The organism is Neisseria uirgultaei (assembly GCF_962719845.1).
GTDB lineage: Bacteria > Pseudomonadota > Gammaproteobacteria > Burkholderiales > Neisseriaceae > Neisseria > Neisseria bergeri.
Window position 1 is genome coordinate 172,397 of the sequence record NZ_CAUIYF010000001.1, and the last position, 18,730, is coordinate 191,126.

At 51.1% G+C, this 18,730-nt stretch carries 13 protein-coding genes and 1 pseudogene; 8 read left to right on the forward strand and 6 right to left on the reverse strand.

Going from position 1 to position 18,730, the window contains the following annotated elements; all coding sequences use genetic code 11:
- Positions 1-57 precede the first annotated feature (57 nt).
- Complete coding sequence (locus Q9J32_RS00875) at positions 58-1,854, reverse strand: peptidoglycan DD-metalloendopeptidase family protein (protein WP_304666355.1); 1,797 nt, start codon at positions 1,852-1,854, stop codon at positions 58-60.
- A 325-nt stretch (positions 1,855-2,179) separates the two neighbouring features.
- Here Q9J32_RS00875 and Q9J32_RS00880 point away from each other — a divergent pair, with 325 nt between their 5' ends.
- The 3 genes from Q9J32_RS00880 to ruvX are packed head-to-tail and all read left to right on the forward strand — an operon-like array spanning position 2,180 to position 3,739.
- Entirely contained in the window at positions 2,180-2,740 is a 561-nt protein-coding gene (locus Q9J32_RS00880; protein WP_301666822.1) for a CreA family protein, read from the forward strand.
- 2 nt (positions 2,741-2,742) lie between these two features.
- On the forward strand, positions 2,743-3,291 hold the full coding sequence (locus Q9J32_RS00885) for a YqgE/AlgH family protein (protein ID WP_301666821.1): 549 nt from the start codon (positions 2,743-2,745) through the stop codon (positions 3,289-3,291).
- Positions 3,284-3,739 (forward strand): Holliday junction resolvase RuvX, encoded by a 456-nt coding sequence (gene ruvX, locus Q9J32_RS00890; protein WP_301884696.1) that lies wholly within the window; start codon positions 3,284-3,286, stop codon positions 3,737-3,739. The genes Q9J32_RS00885 and ruvX overlap by 8 nt, the downstream gene beginning before the upstream one ends.
- A gap of 9 nt (positions 3,740-3,748) precedes the next feature.
- Here the strand turns inward: ruvX and Q9J32_RS00895 are convergent.
- Both Q9J32_RS00895 and Q9J32_RS00900 read right to left on the reverse strand, forming a co-directional pair.
- A pseudogene (locus Q9J32_RS00895) lies at positions 3,749-4,404 on the reverse strand (fumarylacetoacetate hydrolase family protein).
- 62 nt (positions 4,405-4,466) lie between these two features.
- Entirely contained in the window at positions 4,467-6,179 is a 1,713-nt protein-coding gene (locus Q9J32_RS00900; RefSeq protein WP_301884699.1) for a proline--tRNA ligase, read from the reverse strand.
- Here Q9J32_RS00900 and Q9J32_RS00905 point away from each other — a divergent pair.
- The 5 genes from Q9J32_RS00905 to lpdA all read left to right on the forward strand — a co-directional run bounded on the left by Q9J32_RS00905 (position 6,157) and on the right by lpdA (position 13,597).
- Positions 6,157-6,387, forward strand: coding sequence for a hypothetical protein (locus Q9J32_RS00905; protein WP_301884701.1), 231 nt, complete (start codon positions 6,157-6,159; stop codon positions 6,385-6,387). The genes Q9J32_RS00900 and Q9J32_RS00905 overlap by 23 nt on opposite strands.
- Positions 6,388-6,873: 486 nt before the next feature.
- The gene (gene aceE, locus Q9J32_RS00910) at positions 6,874-9,537 is read left to right on the forward strand and encodes a pyruvate dehydrogenase (acetyl-transferring), homodimeric type (protein ID WP_304666356.1); all 2,664 of its coding nucleotides are present in this window, start codon (positions 6,874-6,876) and stop codon (positions 9,535-9,537) included.
- A gap of 149 nt (positions 9,538-9,686) precedes the next feature.
- On the forward strand, positions 9,687-11,264 hold the full coding sequence (gene aceF, locus Q9J32_RS00915; protein ID WP_301884705.1) for a dihydrolipoyllysine-residue acetyltransferase: 1,578 nt from the start codon (positions 9,687-9,689) through the stop codon (positions 11,262-11,264).
- A gap of 93 nt (positions 11,265-11,357) precedes the next feature.
- Positions 11,358-11,795, forward strand: a complete 438-nt coding sequence (locus tag Q9J32_RS00920; protein ID WP_301884707.1) for a hypothetical protein — start codon at positions 11,358-11,360, stop codon at positions 11,793-11,795.
- A 17-nt stretch (positions 11,796-11,812) separates the two neighbouring features.
- A complete protein-coding gene (gene lpdA, locus Q9J32_RS00925; RefSeq protein ID WP_301884711.1) occupies positions 11,813-13,597 on the forward strand; it encodes a dihydrolipoyl dehydrogenase in 1,785 nt (594 codons plus the stop codon).
- 335 nt (positions 13,598-13,932) lie between these two features.
- On the opposite strand, the gene Q9J32_RS00930 is transcribed toward lpdA, so the two are convergent.
- From Q9J32_RS00930 to Q9J32_RS00940, 3 genes are all read right to left on the reverse strand, one after another.
- Positions 13,933-14,652 carry a S24 family peptidase gene (locus tag Q9J32_RS00930; RefSeq protein ID WP_301884713.1) on the reverse strand — a complete coding sequence of 240 codons (720 nt, stop codon included), beginning with the start codon at positions 14,650-14,652 and terminating at the stop codon, positions 13,933-13,935.
- Between the two features lie 157 nt (positions 14,653-14,809).
- Entirely contained in the window at positions 14,810-16,360 is a 1,551-nt protein-coding gene (locus Q9J32_RS00935; RefSeq protein WP_301884717.1) for a YdgA family protein, read from the reverse strand.
- A gap of 123 nt (positions 16,361-16,483) precedes the next feature.
- Entirely contained in the window at positions 16,484-18,727 is a 2,244-nt protein-coding gene (locus tag Q9J32_RS00940) for a TonB-dependent siderophore receptor (RefSeq protein ID WP_301884720.1), read from the reverse strand.
- Positions 18,728-18,730 lie beyond the last annotated feature (3 nt).

An 18,730-nucleotide genomic window follows, 5' to 3' on the forward strand; every position in this document is an offset into this window, starting at 1 on the left:
CAACGGGATGCGCCGCAGCGGACAATCCGCGCAAAACCTGCCTTTTTATTTTCCCAATCAACGTATCCAGCTCGAAGGGTTCAACACCTGACCTTGATAACGTATTTGCAGGTAAAGCCCCTCTTCCCCGTCCGGCAGCGACCCGCTCGTGCCGATTTTGCTTCCCGCAGAAACCGGCTGCCCCTTGCCGGCGGAAATTTCGCTCAAACCGGCATAGATGCTGATGTAGTTCTCGCCATGATCGACCACGACCACTTTGCCGTAGCCGTCCAACTCGTCCGCATAGCTTACCGTTCCCGGCGCAATGCTTTCAACCGTTGCAGGTGCAGTGGAATAGAACACGCCTTTCCAAACATCGCCGCCGTTGCGGTTTTTCCCGAAAAGTCCGGTTGGCACACCGTCAACCGGTTTTTTCAAACGTCCCTGCATGCGGCTGAAACTGTCGGCACTGCCGATACCCATAACCGGAGGGGCTTGGATGTTCCTGTCTTCGGCAGTCAGGTTGGACATTGCCGCACGTCGTGCCTCAGCCTGCTGCTGCGCCGCTTCTTTTTCTTTTCTGGCTTTTTCGGCAGCCGCCAGTCTGGCTTCCGCCAGTTTTCTTTTTGCTTCCGCATCCTGAATGCGGTGTTCGGCCTTTTTCTTCTCCAAACTGCTCAAAAGATGGTTCAATTGCTGTTCGTTTTCTTTCTGTTCCAGCAGTTTTTGGGCATCTTTGGCGATTTTGGCATTTTGCCTGCGGCTCTCCGCCTGTTCCGCCGCGTCGCTTACACCCTGTTTTTTCAGCAGGGACTGCACGTTTGCCTGAATCTTTTTCAAATACGCCAGCTCGTTGTTGATTTTCTGCTCTTGCGCCGCCAATGCCTTCTGCTGCTTTTCCAAATCCTTGACGACTTCCCGATTGGAGGCGTTCACATAACGCGTATAGCGCAAAAAGCGGTTTTTCTGACCCGGTTCGGCATTTTTCAGGAACAGGGCGACCGCATTCGGCTGGCTGTTTTTATAGTTCCCCGATACGAAACGGGAAATCTGCGCTTTCGCGCCGGCAACTTCCGTTTTCAAACGGTTTAGCTCGGCATTGAGGTTTTGAAACTTGTCCCAAGCCTCGCGCTGTTTGCGGTTGACGGAAGCAAGGTTGCCGCGCGCCTGACGGATACGCTCTTGGCGGATACGCTCTTCCTGAAGCTGTTTGAGGGAATTGCTGACATGAAGCAGCATTCCTTCGCTTTGTTTGAGCAGGGCTTTTTTGTTTTCGACATCATTGGTGGCAGCGGCAACGGCGGTCTTCAATTCGTCGGAATCGGTTTTGGCATTTTTCTCTTCCGTGTGTTTTTTGTTCTGTTTCACTGCTTTGCCGTCCTTGTCGGTACGGTCTTTTTTATTTGCAGAAACAGTGTCTTTGTCCGACTTGCCGCCCTTACGCGGATTGTCCTGTCCTTTTGCCTCTTTTTTGCCTTGTTTGTTTTCAGGCTGTGTTTTTGCGTTTTTTTCTTTGGATTCGGGCACAGGCTTGCCATATGCCTTTTTGTGTTCCGCCTTCGATTCTTTATCCTCTCCGCGTCCTTTGAGCGCAGACTGCTTGGATGTTGCCTCCTTCTCTGCTTCTTTGCGGTTTTTGGCGTTTTTTCTGGACTCTTTGCCCTCTTTTTCCTCCTCTTTGCCACCTGTTTTTTTATCTCTCACTGCGGCATTTTTGCCTTTTTCTTTTTTGCCTTCCGCCGCTTCTGGCTGTTCTTTTTTGTTCTTCGCCTGTTTTTTCACTTCGGCGGAACGGTTGTGTGCCGCGTTGTGGGCGGCAACGACGGGCGTGGAAAAAACGAGCATCAGGGCAAGCAGGAGGGGTTTGTAGCGCATGGTTCGGCCTTCGGAAAAAGTTGGATAATACTGAAGGCTGCACGAAAGCAGCCGGACGTTTGGATTATACTGTCAGTTATGCCGTCTGAAAATGCCGTTTGCCCAATCTTGCACCTTCTTTGCACAGACACTTGCAATCGGTTCAAACAGCCTTATATTGTGCGGCATATTTTCAATGCTGCAACGGATATTGTGTTCCGACATACAGGGTAGCACATTAAGCCGCGTACCGTATGTTGCCCGATTCGGGAGCGTGCGCCCATCCAAACAAAGCAAGCCCTGCCGCCTTCCGGAAAACGGTGATTCAACCGATAAGGAAATTTTGATGAACAGACTGCTACTGCTGTCTGCCGCTGTTCTGCTGACTGCCTGCGGCAGCGGCGAAACCGATAAAATCGGACGGGTCAGCACCGTTTTCAATATGCTGGGCAAAAACGACCGTATCGAAGTGGAAGGATTCGACGATCCCGACGTTCGAGGGGTTGCCTGTTATATTTCGTATGCAAAAAAAGGCGGTTTGAAGGAAATGGTCAATTTGGAAGAGGACGCGTCCGACGCATCGGTTTCGTGCGTTCAGACGGCATCTTCGATTTCTTTTGACGAAACCGCCGTACGCAAACCGAAAGAAGTTTTCAAGCGCGGTACGAGCTTCGCGTTCAAGAGCCGACAGATTATCCGTTATTATGATCCGAAACGTAAAACTTTCGCTTATTTGGTTTACAGCGATAAAATCGTCCAAGGTTCTCCGAAAAATTCCTTAAGTGCAGTTTCCTGTTTCGGCAGCGGCATACCGCAAACCGACGGGGTGCAAACCGATACTTCCGGCAAACTGCTTGCCGGCACCTGCATTATTTCCAACCCGATAGAAAATCCCGACAAACGCTGATTATGAACCTGTCCAACCACTTTCTCGTCGCCATGCCCGATATGGAAGACGCGTTTTTTGCACAATCGGTCGTCTATATCTGCAAACACGATGAAGACGGCGCACTCGGCATCGCCATCAACAAACCCTCTCCGATTACGATGGACATGATTTTTTCCGCCACCGGCAAAAACATCCCCATGCGGATGCAGCACGACAGCGTGATGATGGGCGGGCCGGTGCAAGTCGAGCGAGGTTATGTCGTGCATACCCCGATCGGCAACTGGCAAAGCAGCATCGGCGTTTCAGACGGCATCGCGCTGACCTCTTCCCGCGATGTGCTTGAAAACATTTCACGCGAAGGTGCGGTTGACAAAGCCTTGATCAGCATAGGCTATTCGAGCTGGAGCAAAGGGCAGCTCGAACGCGAACTTGCCGACAATGCGTGGCTGACCGTTCCCGCCGACGAACACATCCTGTTCGACATCCCCTACGAACACCGTTACGCCGCCGCATTCGCCAAACTCGGCATCGACCCGCTCGCCCTGTTTTCGGGAGCCGGTCATGCATAAAATCCCAAAAGGAACGGCACTGGCGTTCGACTTCGGCGAAGCGCGCATCGGCGTGGCACAGGGCGATGCGGAATTGGGGCTGTCCCATCCTTTGAGCACCGTTACCGGCGGCAGCAACGATGAAAAATTCGCGGCAATCGCCAAGCTGGTTCAAGAATGGCAACCGCGTTATTTTGTCGTCGGACTGCCCGTGCATACCGACGGCACGGAACACGAAATGACACACCTGTCGCGCAAGTTCGGACGCAGGCTGAACGGCAGGTTCAATCTCCCCGTCTATTGGGTTGACGAACGGCTGTCGTCCGTCTATGCCGAAAGCCTGCTTTCGGAAGCACAGGTCTTCGGCAAAAAACGCAAATCGGTGCTCGACCAAGTGGCGGCGCAAGCCATCCTGCACGGTTTTTTCGAGGGCGGCGCGGCGGAATGTTTCAACGGGCGTGAGGGTTAAACGGCACGGTTAACACCCTACCGTGAAAGAGGCGCGCACCAAGCCGTCCAGCTCCAATGCCAAATTGTCCCCCGCACCGATTGCGCCCACACCGGAGGGCGTTCCGGTAAACACCAAATCCCCTTTCCCCAAACCGTAATCCGCCGCCAGTTTGTGTAAAATTTCCCGAATCGAGTAAATCATCAAACCGGTATCCCCGCGCTGTTTCAATACACCGTTTTGTTTTAATGAAAACAACACCTTCTCGGGATTGCCGATTCTGTCTGCCGCCGCAAAATCCGACACGCACGCGGAATGCCTGAACCCTTTTGCCTTCAACCAAGGCAGCCCTTTTTCCTTCAGACGGCATTGGATATCCCGTGCTGTAAGGTCCAACCCTACACCATATCCTGCGACACATCCCAAAATATCTTCACCCTCGCCCATGCCGTCTGAATCCTTACCGACCAGCAACACAAGCTCGCACTCAAAATGTACATCTCTACTGAACTCGGGCAGCAAGATTGTACCGCCGCTATTCAAAATGCTGCCTGACGGCTTCATAAACACCACAGGTCGGAAGGTATTTCGTTTTTTAACTCTTCGATATGTGCGGCATAATTCCTGCCGATACAGAAAATATTGCCGACCTCGACTACTTCTCCTTCTAAAAATACTGAAGCCACTTCACTTTCTCCCCAAATAAAAATGCCGTCTGAAATTATTTTCAGACGGCATTTGACCAAGCTTACACATTTAATGAAGCTGTTACACGCGCAACAATTTCCCCGATCGGAACCGATTGCGCTTCGTTATCGCGGCGTTCGGCGTATTCGACATTGCCTTCTTTCAAAGCGCGGTCGCCGATGACGATGCGGTGCGGAATGCCCAACAGCTCGGAATCATTCAGCAATACGCCTGCGCGTTCGTCGCGGTCGTCCAGCAGCACATCCGCGCCTGCCGCCAGCAGTTCGGCATAGATTTTGTCGGCGGCTTCGCGCACGGTGTCTGATTTTTTGTAGTTCATCGGCACGATAACGACTTCAAACGGCGCCATTGCTTTTGTCCAGATGATGCCTTTTTCGTCGTTGTTCTGCTCGATGGCGGCGGCAACGACGCGGGTGATGCCGATGCCGTAGCAGCCCATTTCCATGATTTGCGATTTGCCGTTGTTGTCGAGGAAGCTTACGTTCATGGCTTGGGTGTATTTGTCGCGCAATTGGAAGACGTGTCCGACTTCGATGCCACGCGCGAGTTTCAGACAACCTTGTCCGTCGGGGCTTTCGTCGCCTTCGACGACGTTGCGCAAATCGACAAACTCAGGCTCGGCAGCGTCGCGGCCGAAATTGAAGCCGGTATAGTGGTAGTCGTCTTCGTTTGCGCCAATAACCCAGTCCGCGCCTTTTTCGGTGGCGAAATCGGCATAGACTTTGCCTGTGAAGCCGACGGGGCCGAGCGAGCCGCCGTTTGCGCCGAACTGCGCGCGAATGGCGGCAGGGTCTGCCATGGTCAGCGGCGATTTCACGCCTGCGAGTTTTTCGGCTTTGATGTCGTTGAACTCATGGTCGCCGCGCAACAGCAATAAAACGATTTCGCCGTCGTTTTCGCCTTCGACTACGATGGATTTCAGCGTTTTTTCAATCGGAATGCTGAGGAAATCAACCAATGAATCAATGGTTTTGACGTTCGGTGTGTGTACTTTGGTCAACTCGGCATGAGCGGTCGCGCGTTCGCCTTTGAGCGGCAAGGTTGGCGCCAGCTCGACATTGGCGGCGTAATCGGAAGTGTCGCTGTACGCAATAACATCTTCGCCGCTTTCCGCCAACACTTGAAACTCGTGCGAACCAGTACCGCCGATGCTGCCGGTGTCTGCGGTGACGGGACGGAATTCCAGACCCAGACGAGTGAAGACACGGCAGTAAGCGTCGTACATGGCATCATAGGTCGTCTGAAGCGAAGCGTAGTCGGCATGGAAGGAATAAGCGTCTTTCATGACAAACTCGCGTGCACGCATCACGCCGAAGCGCGGACGCACTTCATCACGGAATTTGGTTTGGATGTGGTAAAAGTTTTTCGGCAGCTGTTTGTAGCTGTTGATTTCTTTGCGCACGATGTCGGCGATGACTTCCTCGCAGGTCGGGCCCATGCAGAAATCGCGTTCGTGGCGGTCTTTCAGGCGCAGCAGTTCTTTACCGTAAAATTCCCAGCGGCCGGATTCCTGCCACAGCTCGGCAGGCTGCACCACCGGCATCAGCAGCTCCACGCTGCCCGCGCGCGCCATTTCTTCGCGCACGACGTTTTCGACTTTGCGCAACACGCGCAGCCCCATCGGCATCCAAGTATAAAGGCCGGACGCGTTGGCTTTAATCAGACCGGCGCGAATCATCAGCTTGTGGCTGGCAAGCGCGGCTTCGGCAGGGGCTTCTTTCAGGGTGGAAATGAAAAATTGGCTGGCTTTCATAAAAGTATTTTTCCAAACAGGCAAATTCAAAAGTAAATCGGGTGCAGATTGTAACGCGAAAAAAGCAGGTTTTGCACCAACCTCCAAAATTCACCCCCTGCCCCAAGCGCGGGACAAATCCCATGCCAGACGACAAAAACATAACCAGAAACATCATATTGAACATAATTACATGATTTTTATAGATTTAAATGTGCCTATTTTTTAATCAAAATAAGCGTACATTTGTTGCGTAAGACTTTTTTAACACAAGCCGTGGCTTATCAACACGGTTATCCACAAAGCTTGTGTATAGATTTTCTACAATAGGAAAATTGCCGGCAGAGACATAACGATTCGATATCCCACAATTCCGAAAAAATATAACCAAAATTAAACAGAATGTTTTCACAATCAAAAAGACCTGTCCTTACCAAACGCCCACTTCGGAACGAAACCTGCTTTTAAAAGCATGGTTATTTGCCAGCAGACCCGATTGCTGATAGGATTTCGTGTGGAGCAGACCGAACATTTTTTCAAGTTTTCCCTTGTTTCCAAGACTTTTATAATTTTTTGAAAACATTGGACTTAAATTATTTTGTTTCGGTTTGATTTAGAAATTTTCGTTTTTGCTTATTATTTTTCACAAACGAAAATAAAGGGGTTGGCTACACCCTCCCTGCCGATTAAACACTCAACATAAAGGATAGATACTATGTCCACCCAATTACACGATGTTGACCCTATCGAAACCCAAGAGTGGTTGGACGCGTTAAGCTCCGTCCTCGAATATGAAGGCGGCGAACGCGCGCAATACCTCTTGGAAAACCTGGTCAAATACTGCCGCGACAAAGGCGTACGTATGCCCCACGGCACGACCACCCCGTATTTGAATACCGTTTCCGTCGAAAACGAAAAAGGCATTCCGGGCGACCAAAACATCGAACACCGCATCCGTGCATTCGTGCGCTGGAACGCCGCCGCCATCGTACTGCGCGCCGGCAAGAAAGATTTGGAACTGGGTGGGCACATCGCATCTTTCCAATCTGCCGCCACCATGTATGAAGTCGGTTTCAACCACTTCTGGAAAGCCAAGGGCGAAGGCGAAGAAGGCGATTTGGTCTTCTTCCAAGGCCACGTTGCCCCAGGCATCTATGCACGCGCCTTCGTCGAAGGCCGTCTGACTGAAGATCAACTGAACAACTTCCGCCAAGAAGTGGACGGACACGGTCTGCCTTCCTATCCACACCCCCACCTCTTGCCCGACTTCTGGCAGTTCCCGACCGTATCTATGGGCTTGGGTCCCATCATGGCGATTTATCAAGCGCGTTTCCTGAAATACTTGGAATCACGCGGCTTGGCAAAAACCAAAGGCCGTAAAGTATGGTGTTTCTGCGGCGACGGCGAAATGGACGAACCCGAATCCCAAGGTGCAATCGCGCTGGCTGCACGCGAAGGCTTGGACAACCTGATTTTCGTCATCAACTGCAACCTGCAACGCTTGGACGGCCCGGTGCGCGGCAACGGCAAAATCATCCAAGAATTGGAAGGCAACTTTGCCGGTGCCGGCTGGAATGTCGTCAAAGTCATTTGGGGCCGCCGTTGGGACCGCCTCTTGGCGAAAGACAAAGACGGCATCCTGCGCCAACGTATGGAAGAATGTTTGGACGGCGACTACCAAACTTACAAATCCAAAGACGGCGCATATGTGCGAGAACACTTCTTCAATACGCCCGAACTGAAAGCATTGGTTGCCGATATGACCGATGACGAAATTTGGGCATTGAACCGCGGTGGTCATGATCCTCAAAAAGTGTACAACGCCTACGACCGCGCAGCGAACCATGCCGACGGCAAACCTACCGTTATCTTGGCGAAAACCATTAAAGGTTACGGTATGGGCGCATCCGGCGAAGGTCAGAACGTTGCCCACCAAGCCAAAAAAATGGACAAAGCGTCCCTGAAACAATTCCGCGACCGCTTTGACATTCCGGTTACCGACGAGCAAATCGAAAGCGGCGATTTGCCTTACCTGTCTTTCGCACCCGATACGGAAGAATACAAATACCTGCACGCACGCCGCGATGCTTTGGGCGGCTACCTGCCGCAACGCAAACCGACGCAGGAAGTATTGGAAGTGCCCGAGCTGTCGGCATTCGACGCACAACTCAAATCCAGCGGTGAACGCGAGTTCTCGACCACTATGGCATTTGTCCGCATTTTGTCAACCTTGTTGAAAGACAAAAAAATCGGCAAACGCGTCGTACCTATCGTTCCCGACGAAAGCCGTACCTTCGGTATGGAAGGTATGTTCCGCCAATACGGTATTTGGAATCCGAAAGGTCAGCAATATACCCCTCAAGACAAAGACCAGCTGATGTTCTATAAAGAATCTACAGACGGTCAAATCCTGCAGGAAGGTATTAACGAACCGGGCGCGATGGCAGACTGGATTGCAGCGGCAACCAGCTATGCGAACAGCGACTTCGCCATGATTCCGTTCTATATCTATTATTCCATGTTCGGTTTCCAACGTATCGGCGACTTGGCATGGGCGGCGGGCGATATGCACGCGCGCGGCTTCCTGTTGGGCGGTACTGCCGGCCGTACGACGCTGAACGGCGAAGGCCTGCAACACGAAGATGGCCACAGCCATATTCAAGCAGATTTGATTCCAAACTGTGTAACTTACGATCCGACATTCCAATATGAAGTAGCCGTTATCGTACACGATGGCTTGCGCCGCATGTATGTTAACCACGAAGACGTGTTCTACTACATCACCCTGATGAACGAGAACTACACCCATCCGGATATGCCTGAAGGCGTAGAACAAGACATCCTGAAAGGTATGTACCTGCTGAAAGCCGGCGGCAAAGGCGACAAGAAAGTTCAATTGATGGGTTCCGGTACCATCCTGCAAGAAGTCATTGCCGGTGCCGAATTGCTGAAAGCCGACTTCGGCGTGGAAGCAGACATCTGGTCTTGCCCATCTTTCAACCTGTTGCATCGCGACGCTATCGAAGTGGAACGCTTCAACCGCCTGAATCCCTTGGAAACTGCAAAAGTACCGTTTGTTACTTCTCAGCTGCAAGGTCATGACGGCCCGGTAATTGCCGCTACCGACTACATCCGCAGTTATGCCGACCGTATCCGCGCCTACATCCCGAACGACTACCACGTTTTGGGCACCGACGGTTTCGGCCGTTCTGACAGCCGCGCCAACCTGCGCCGCTTCTTTGAAGTGGATCGCTACAACGTTGCCGTGGCAGCATTGAGCGCATTGGCGGAACAAGGTAAGGTCAGCAAAGAAACCGTTCAGCAAGCCATTGAAAAATATGGTATCAAAGCCGATTCAGCCCCTAGCTGGAAACGCTGATTGATGTTTCAGACGGCCTGTTTGCCCCATTCAGACATCAGGCCGTCTGAAAACCGAATGCCCGAATGGTTTGAACAGACAAACCGTACCGATGCCTCCTGAAGCAGCTTTCAGACGGCATCCAACTGAAAAAGATTAAAGGAACTCAAATGAGTATCGTAGAAATCAAAGTCCCCGATATCGGCGGTCACGAAAACGTCGACATCATCGCCGTAGAAGTTAAAGCGGGCGATACCATCGCCGTTGACGACACCCTGATTACACTGGAAACCGACAAAGCCACGATGGATGTACCTGCCGATGCGGCCGGTGTCGTGAAAGAAGTGAAAGTCAAAGTCGGCGACAAAATCTCCGAAGGCGGCGTAATTTTGACCGTTGAAACCGGTGCCGCCGCTGCCGAAACTGCTCCGGCTCCTGCGGCTGAAGCACAACCTGCACCTGCCGCCGCACCCGCTGCCGCAGGCGGTGCAACCGTTCAAGTAGCCGTTCCCGACATCGGCGGCCATACCGATGTGGATGTAATCGCCGTTGAAATCAAAGTTGGCGACACCGTTGCCGAAGACGACACGCTGATTACTTTGGAAACCGATAAAGCGACAATGGACGTACCTTGTACCGCTGCCGGTGTCGTTAAAACCGTATTCCTGAAAGTCGGCGACAAAGTGTCCGAAGGCTCTGCCATTATCGAAGTGGAAACTGCCGGTTCTGCCGCTCAAGCTGCCGCACCCGCACCGGCTGCCGCTCCGGCTCCGACTGCTGCCGCCGCGCCCGCACCTTCTGCACCTGCCGCTGCCAAAATCGATGAAGCCGCTTTCGCCAAAGCACACGCCGGTCCTTCCGCACGCAAACTGGCGCGCGAATTGGGCGTAGATTTGGGTCAAGTCAAAGGTACCGGTCTGAAAGGCCGTATCATGGGCGAAGACGTTAAAGCCTTCGTTAAATCCGTTATGCAAAGCGGTGCAGGCAAGCCTGCCGCTGCTTCTTTGGGCGGTGGTCTAGACTTGTTGCCATGGCCTAAAGTTGACTTCTCTAAATTCGGCAGCGTCGAAGTTAAAGAACTGTCTCGCATTAAGAAAATCTCCGGTCAAAACCTGTCTCGCAACTGGGTTGTGATTCCTCACGTTACCGTACACGAAGAAGCGGACATGACCGAATTGGAAGAATTCCGCAAACAACTGAACAAAGAATGGGAACGCGAAGGCGTGAAACTGTCCCCATTGGCGTTCATTATCAAAGCCTCCGTTTCCGCGCTGAAAGCCTTCCCTGAATTCAACGCTTCCCTGGATGGCGACAACTTGGTGCTGAAAAACTACTTCAACATCGGTTTCGCAGCCGACACGCCAAACGGCTTGGTTGTTCCAGTAATCAAAGACGTGGATCAAAAAGGCTTGAAACAAATCAGCCAAGAGCTGACCGAATTGTCTAAAAAAGCCCGCGAAGGCAAGCTCAAGCCACAAGAAATGCAAGGCGCATGCTTTACCATTTCCAGCTTGGGCGGTATCGGCGGTACAGGCTTCACACCAATCGTAAATGCTCCTGAGGTTGCCATCTTGGGCGTGTGCAAATCCCAAATCAAACCAGTTTGGAACGGCAAAGAATTCGCTCCTCGCCTGATGTGCCCATTGAGCCTGTCCTTCGACCACCGTGTCATCGACGGTGCCGCCGGTATGCGCTTCACCGTATTCCTGGCTAACCTGTTGAAAGACTTCCGCCGCATTACCTTATAAAATAAAACATCCTTCTCAAGCAGTCTGATAATGTTTGGATTGCTTGAGATTGATGAGTGATGGTGTTAAATTCAACCTTTAAATTAATAACTTATGGGAAATTTCTTATATAGAGGCATTAATTGCCAACAAGATGAGCAAAATAATGGACAATTAAAACCTAAAGGTAATAAAGCTGAAGTTGTAATTCGTTATGATGGCAAGTTTAAATATGATGGTAAAGCTACACATGGTCCAAGTGTGAAGAATGCAGTTTACGCCCATCAAATTGAAACAGGTCTATATGACGGATGTTATATATCTACGACAACAGACAAGGAAATTGCCAAGAAATTTGCAACAAGCTCCGGCATCGAAAATGGCTATATATATGTTTTAAATAGAGATTTGTTTAGTCAATATTCTATTTTTAAATATGAGGTTGAACATCCAGAAAACCCAGATGAGAAGGAAGTAACAATCAGAGCTGAAGATTGTGGTTGTATTCCTGAAGAAGTGATTATTGCTAAAGAGTTGATAGAAATTAACTAAGTTGAAAGGTCAATATAATGGCTTTAGTTGAATTGAAAGTGCCCGACATTGGTGGACACGAAAATGTAGATATTATCGCGGTTGAAGTGAACGTAGGCGACACCATCGCGGTTGACGATACCCTGATTACTTTGGAAACCGATAAAGCGACGATGGACGTGCCTGCCGAAGTTGCAGGCGTAGTCAAAGAAGTTAAAGTTAAAGTCGGCGACAAAATCTCTGAAGGTGGCTTGATTGTTGTCGTTGAGGCCGAAGGTGCAGCTGCTGCTCCTAAAGCCGAAGCGCCTGCTGCCCCTGCACAAGAAGCACCTAAAGCAGCCGCTCCTGCCCCTCAAGCCGCGCAATTCGGCGGTTCTGCCGATGCCGAATACGACGTAGTCGTATTGGGTGGCGGCCCTGGCGGTTATTCTGCTGCATTTGCCGCTGCCGATGAAGGCTTGAAAGTCGCCATCATCGAGCGTTACAAAACCTTGGGCGGCGTTTGTCTGAACGTCGGCTGTATCCCTTCCAAAGCCCTGTTGCACAACGCTGCCGTTATCGACGAAGTGCGCCACTTGGCTGCCAACGGCATCAAATACCCCGAGCCGGAACTCGACATCGATATGCTGCGCGCCTACAAAGACGGCGTGGTTTCCCGCCTCACCGGCGGTTTGGCAGGTATGGCGAAAGGCCGTAAAGTGGACGTTATCCAAGGCGACGGACAATTCTTGGATCCGCATCACTTGGAAGTGTCGCTGACTGCCGGCGACGCGTACGAACAGGCAGCCCCTACCGGCGAGAAAAAAATCGTTGCCTTCAAAAACTGTATCATTGCAGCAGGCAGCCGCGTAACCAAACTGCCTTTCATTCCTGAAGATCCGCGTATCATCGATTCCAGCGGCGCATTGGCGCTGAAAGAAGTACCGGGCAAACTGCTGATTATCGGCGGCGGCATTATCGGCCTCGAGATGGGTACGGTTTACAGCACACTGGGTTCGCGTTTGGATGTAGTTGAAATGATGGACGGCCTGATGCAAGGCGCAGACCGCGACTTGGTGAAAGTATGGCAAAAACAAAACGAATACCGTTTTGACAACATTATGGTCAACACCAAAACCGTTGCAGTCGAGCCGAAAGAAGACGGCGTTTACGTTACCTTTGAAGGCGCGAACGCGCCGAAAGAGCCGCAACGCTACGATGCCGTATTGGTTGCCGCCGGCCGCGCACCCAACGGCAAACTCATCAGCGCGGAAAAAGCAGGCGTTGCCGTAACCGATCGCGGCTTCATCGAAGTGGACAAACAAATGCGCACCAACGTGCCGCACATCTACGCCATCGGCGATATCGTCGGTCAACCGATGTTGGCACACAAAGCCGTTCACGAAGGCCACGTTGCCGCCGAAAACTGCGCCGGCCACAAAGCCTACTTCGACGCGCGCGTGATTCCGGGCGTTGCCTACACCTCCCCCGAAGTGGCGTGGGTGGGCGAAACCGAATTGTCCGCCAAAGCATCCGGCCGCAAAATCACCAAAGCCAACTTCCCGTGGGCTGCTTCCGGCCGCGCGATTGCCAACGGTTGCGACAACGGCTTTACCAAGCTGATTTTCGATGCCGAAACCGGCCGCATCATCGGCGGCGGCATTGTCGGTCCGAACGGTGGCGACATGATCGGCGAAGTCTGCCTTGCCATCGAAATGGGCTGCGATGCGGCAGACATCGGCAAAACCATCCACCCGCACCCGACCTTGGGCGAATCCATCGGTATGGCGGCGGAAGTGGCATTGGGTACTTGTACCGACCTGCCTCCGCAAAAGAAAAAATAAATCCGACTGAATAAACAGCCATAAGGTTTATTTGAGCAAATGCCGTCTGAAATGTTCAGACGGCATTTTCTGTTTTACAGCGGATTAAAATATTCCCTACGTCCTGCCTAAAAACGAATCCGACACGTGTGGGGGACTGTTAGTTTTTGCACAAGGAACAAATAGAGTAAAAAAACGCTGAAATCTTCGGAAGACGTGGATTTCGGCGTTTTTTTGTATCCGGAAAAGTTACGCCAGCTTTTTCACGAAACCGCGCCGGAATGCGTGGTTTTCTGTTTAAAGCTGACGAGATTAGGGAATTTTTAAAACTGTTTTAAGAGGTTTTTAAAATGGATTTAATCAATACTCCGGCCATACCACTCAACACGTCCAATGATGGCGATGTCGTCTTGGGTATTGTTCAAATCTATTTCAAACGGTGCGTAACGTGGACTTTCGGACGTTACAAGCAGTTTGCCCGGTATGCGTTGCACACGTTTGACAAAGAGGTCATTGCCTATACGCAAGACATATAGGCCGTCACGCGGGTCGGTTTCGGCGTGATTGATGAGGATGGAATCCCCATGATTGAGCACGCCCTCCATCGAATCGCCTTTAACGGTAATTACAGACAGTTTTTCCGGCTGTTTGGTCACATAGTTGTCAATCCAATATTTCCGGAAAGCCAAGCAGAACAAAGGTTCTTCGCCGAAGACCGGTGCGCCATACCCTGCTGCTGCGGCTACGTTGTAGCGCGGCACGAATACAAACTCTGACAAGTCGACAGGGTTGCCCATAGTGTCGGTAATTCCATCAGAATTTCTGCTTACAGAGAATGCTCCAGCGTTTTCCGGCCTGGCTTTATCGAGATACGGTAGGCCTTTGCCGGTCAGTAGCCAGTTTAAATCACACCCGGTAGATTCTTGAATCTTTATAAGGGTTTCAGTGTTTGGAAGGCCGTCGTTATACCAAATTCGGTTAAATCCGGGTGGGCTCATTCCAATATCTCTTGCAATAACCGCAGGCTTTGGGTTATCGCGCCATAAGTAGGTCAATCTTTCTTTAAAAGTATTCATAAGCTATCTCTATATGTGGTTGCATACATAAAAATATCTATGTAACTTTCTATGCAACTAAATGCACGGCTTATCTGAAGGAATGGTTGAAAACGGCAGTTTCCAATACAACAAAATGCCGTCTGAACATTTCAGACGGCATTTGGCATAAACGGCATTAATGCGGCTGGCCGGAAACCATATCTCCCTCGTCAAAATCAGGATCGGGTTCATTTTGCAGCGTTTTCCCGTTTAACTTCAGGGCGTTGTTTTTAAGGGAAATGACCGTATCAATCTGATTACCGTCTAAAGTAAGATATTTTTCCCTTGCCATACTTTGAATCGTACTGTCCACCATCAGGCGCAATGTTTCATTAATATCGGCAATGCTTGCCCTGCCTTCCGCCTCATCTTCGGCATTGACGCTGAAAATATTACCTGCCTGACTGACCGCCAAGTCTTCCAGCATTTTTTGAGGCATGCTCATTCTGATGTCTGCCTCGGTTTTCTTCAACATCAGTCCCAATTGGTTCAAATCTTCCTTCTTCAGATCTTTAAACATAATTTTCCCGCCCACATCGATTTTGCCCGACGGAAGCGTGAAACGGAACGTTTTGATGTCGAGTACCGGGTTATGGGTAAATAATCCGGAAGCCTCGCCTTTGACGGCGGCAATCAAATCATTGCGGATTTGCTCCTCGGTCATTTTTTTGGCGGAAATCTGTGCAAACTTGCGTTTCAATACGGTTAAGGCAGAAGCATCGAGGTGTTCGGCGGCGATATGGATATCCAGCGGGCCATATTTTTCATCGCCGTACACCAGCGTGTCGAAACGGAACTGCCCTTCACTGTCGATAAATGAGCCTGATTCCCCGGTCTTGGTTGAAAAAGCCAGTTTGCCGACTTCGATTTTGGAAGGTGCGATGCTGCCGTTGGGATTGATAAACGCGCCAATCTGCAAATCGGTAACAAGATTGACCAGTTCGTTTAACTTGACGTTGTAATCGACACCCTCTTTCCATTCTAAGGAAAATTTTTCCAAGGTCAGATTACTGCTGCCCAAAGCAAGCGGATTGATGCCGTCTGAAGTTTCCGAATCGAAATGCACTTTTTCAAACGCGGCATCGCCTTTGTCTGCCAGCTTGATTTTAAACAAGGGGGCATCATAGCCGTTCCGGTAGCTTTTGAAACCTTTTTGATAAACCGTTTCCCCCGTCAGGCCTTCCCAGTGCAGCCTGATGCCCGACAGTTCTTCATAATCGAAGGCGGGAACGCTGACTTCCATCTTGCCGCTGCCGTTAAAATAAACGGTATTGGCAAGGGAAACCGGGGCTTGTTTTCCAAAAAAGCGTTCCAAAACTTTTTCCGTTTCAGGCGCGTATTTGAACTCGGTTTCAATGTGCGCCTGCGTGCCGAATCCGCCGGCAAAAGGACCGTGTGTGATATGGTTTACCAGCGTAACCGGCTGTTCCAACACTGTTTTCAGGTTATCCGGCAGGTATTTCTGCGCATTATGCAGCAACTCGGGTTTCAGACGGATGACCGTCGTTTCCGTAGAGGTAAACCAGCCGCGGTCATATTGGTGCGATTCGACGGTCAAGAAGCCCGTTTCCTGCAATATTTTTTGCTGCTGCGTCAGGCTTTCTTCTGCTTTGACACCCAAATAATAAGGTGTCCCCAAAGCAACGCCGAGCAATACTGCCGCAACTGAAATCAAAGGTTTTTTCATCACTTCAAACAAGCAGGTTTCAAAGGTACTAGAATAGCATTATTTAAGCATATCCCGCTATATTTCTTTAAAAGAAATGCCGTCTGAAACCTGTTCGGACGGCATTTTCCGGATGTAGGGAAATCAGAAATCCAATTCCGCTTTCAGCCAGTAAGTACGCGGCATACCGACGACGGCGAAGCTGCGGTCGAATTGGCCACGTTGTACCTGCCAGTAGTTTTTGTTGAATAGGTTTTCTACCGAGCTGCTGACGGTCAACGTATTTTTGCCGAGCTTGGTTTTGTAGCGCGCGCCTACATCAACCAAGGTATAGGACGGGAAGGCGTATTGTTTTTGCGTGTCTTGGTAAGACTTGCCGAAATACGAAACATTACCGTTTAAAGTTAAGCCTTTGGCAAACGGTGTATCCCATTCCAAACCTGCTTTGGCAATCACGCGCGGATTGGCGACTTGTACGCCGTTAACCAGCATATCGCGTGAATTTGGATACTCTTTCACGGTCGATTGCAGATACATCAGACCCAAAGTCGGGCGCAGGGTTTTGTTTAACAGGTTGGCGTATGCGTTGAACTCGATACCGCGATTGCGTTCCATTCCTTGCTCGTCGCCCTTCGCGCCGCCTTGCGTTTTGTATGCTGCAAAATCAGTACCTGTTTTGGTATTACCCCTCCAGTATCCCGGGCGTTTGATTTGGAACGCGTTCAAAGTGGTCACGAAATCGCCCCAGTTTTTACGCACGCCCACTTCAAACTGGCGGCTGACGCGCGGTTTCGCCATTGTCGTTTCGCCGGAACCATCGGTTTTGATGTCGGCAGGCTCTAAGTCTTCCATATAGTTGCCGTAAACGACCAAATCGGGCTGCGGCACCCACGCCGCCATCAGCATCGGGCTGAAGCGTTTGGCATTGCCGCTCTGTGATTTTTTCTTATCGGTGTATTCAACCGCTTGGAAACGTCCGCCCAAAGTCAGGCGGTATTTGTTATCCACGAAGCCCAAGGTGTCGGACAAAGCCAGGCTGTTAACTTTGATATTGGCATCCAAGTTGGCGGTTTTCGCCCAAGAATTGGGATAGTCGGCTGTAAACGATGCCAATTGATGCTCAATATTTCCGTTTGCGTTCACTTCTACCTTGTTGTTGCCGTCCTTGCCGTTTATGGTTTTCCGCTGACGGATGATACGGTCGAAAGCCGTACTCCAGTTGTGTGTTACCGGGCCGGTTTCAAATTCGCCGCGTGCGGTCAGGTTCATACTCAAAGTACGGAAATATTGGTCGGTCAGGTGCGCCGTGCCGGTATGGTATTGGTTGGCACTTGAGCAGGTAGCGGTTTGGTCGCTCGCACCGCTTGTACCGCAAACGGTCGGGGAAATCAGCGTGCCGTAATAACGCGCCTTGTTGTAGCCGATACCGCCGGTAATTTGGGCATTGTCAAACGCATCCCATTCAAAGGTCAGCATATTGGTTTCGCCGACAGTGTTTTGCCAGTTCCAAGAAGGCAGCAGGTTGGTTTTACCATCGGGCGCATCAAACAAGCGTCCGTTGGCGTTTTGAATATCCTGCATACGCGCGCGGCCGCCGTTGGTTTTGCGTTTCGCGTAGATGGAGTCGAACGCCACGCGCAGTGTTTCGCCGCGATAGTCGGCATTTACCGCAAATTCTTTGTTGTCTTCGCTGTAACCGTGGCGCGGAGTGTCGCCGTGGCGCAGTTTGCCGTTGGCGCGCACGCCGAACTCTTTGTTTTCGCCGAAGCGTTGGCCCAAGTCGAACGTACCTTGGGCACGGTTGTTGCTAAACCAGCCCAAACCGATTTTGCGGTTGCCTTCGTCGGCGGCTTTTTTGGTTTCGATGTTGACGGAACCGGATACCGCGCCTTCAGGGTCCATGCCATTTACGGCGGTGGACGCGCCTTTAATCAGCTGTGCGGAACCGACATGCACGCTGGCCGTGCCTTGCGTGCCGTACATCCCTGCCAAACCGTTGACGCTGAATTGGCGCGAGTCAAGCTGATAACCGCGGAAATACAAACCGGTAAGCGTGTTGCTTTCGCCGCCGAACTGCCAAACGGAAGCGTCTTTTTTGGCTACGGCATCCACCAAAGTACGCGCTTCGGTGTTGTTGAGGGCTTGCTCGTCGTAATTAACGACGGTAATCGGTGCGGTAAAGGCGTTGGCCTTACCCAACAAACCCAAGTTCACGCGGTCGCGCAAGTCGCCGTCGCTGGCAATGGAGTAAGAACGGGCGGCTTTGACGCGTTTGGCATCGGCACGGACATGAACCTGTCCGAGTTCGCCCTGCTGCGGAACATTGTCGGCGGCAGACGAAAACGCACTCAAAATCAACAGCGGCATTAAGGCAAGTTTTTTGTTCATGAA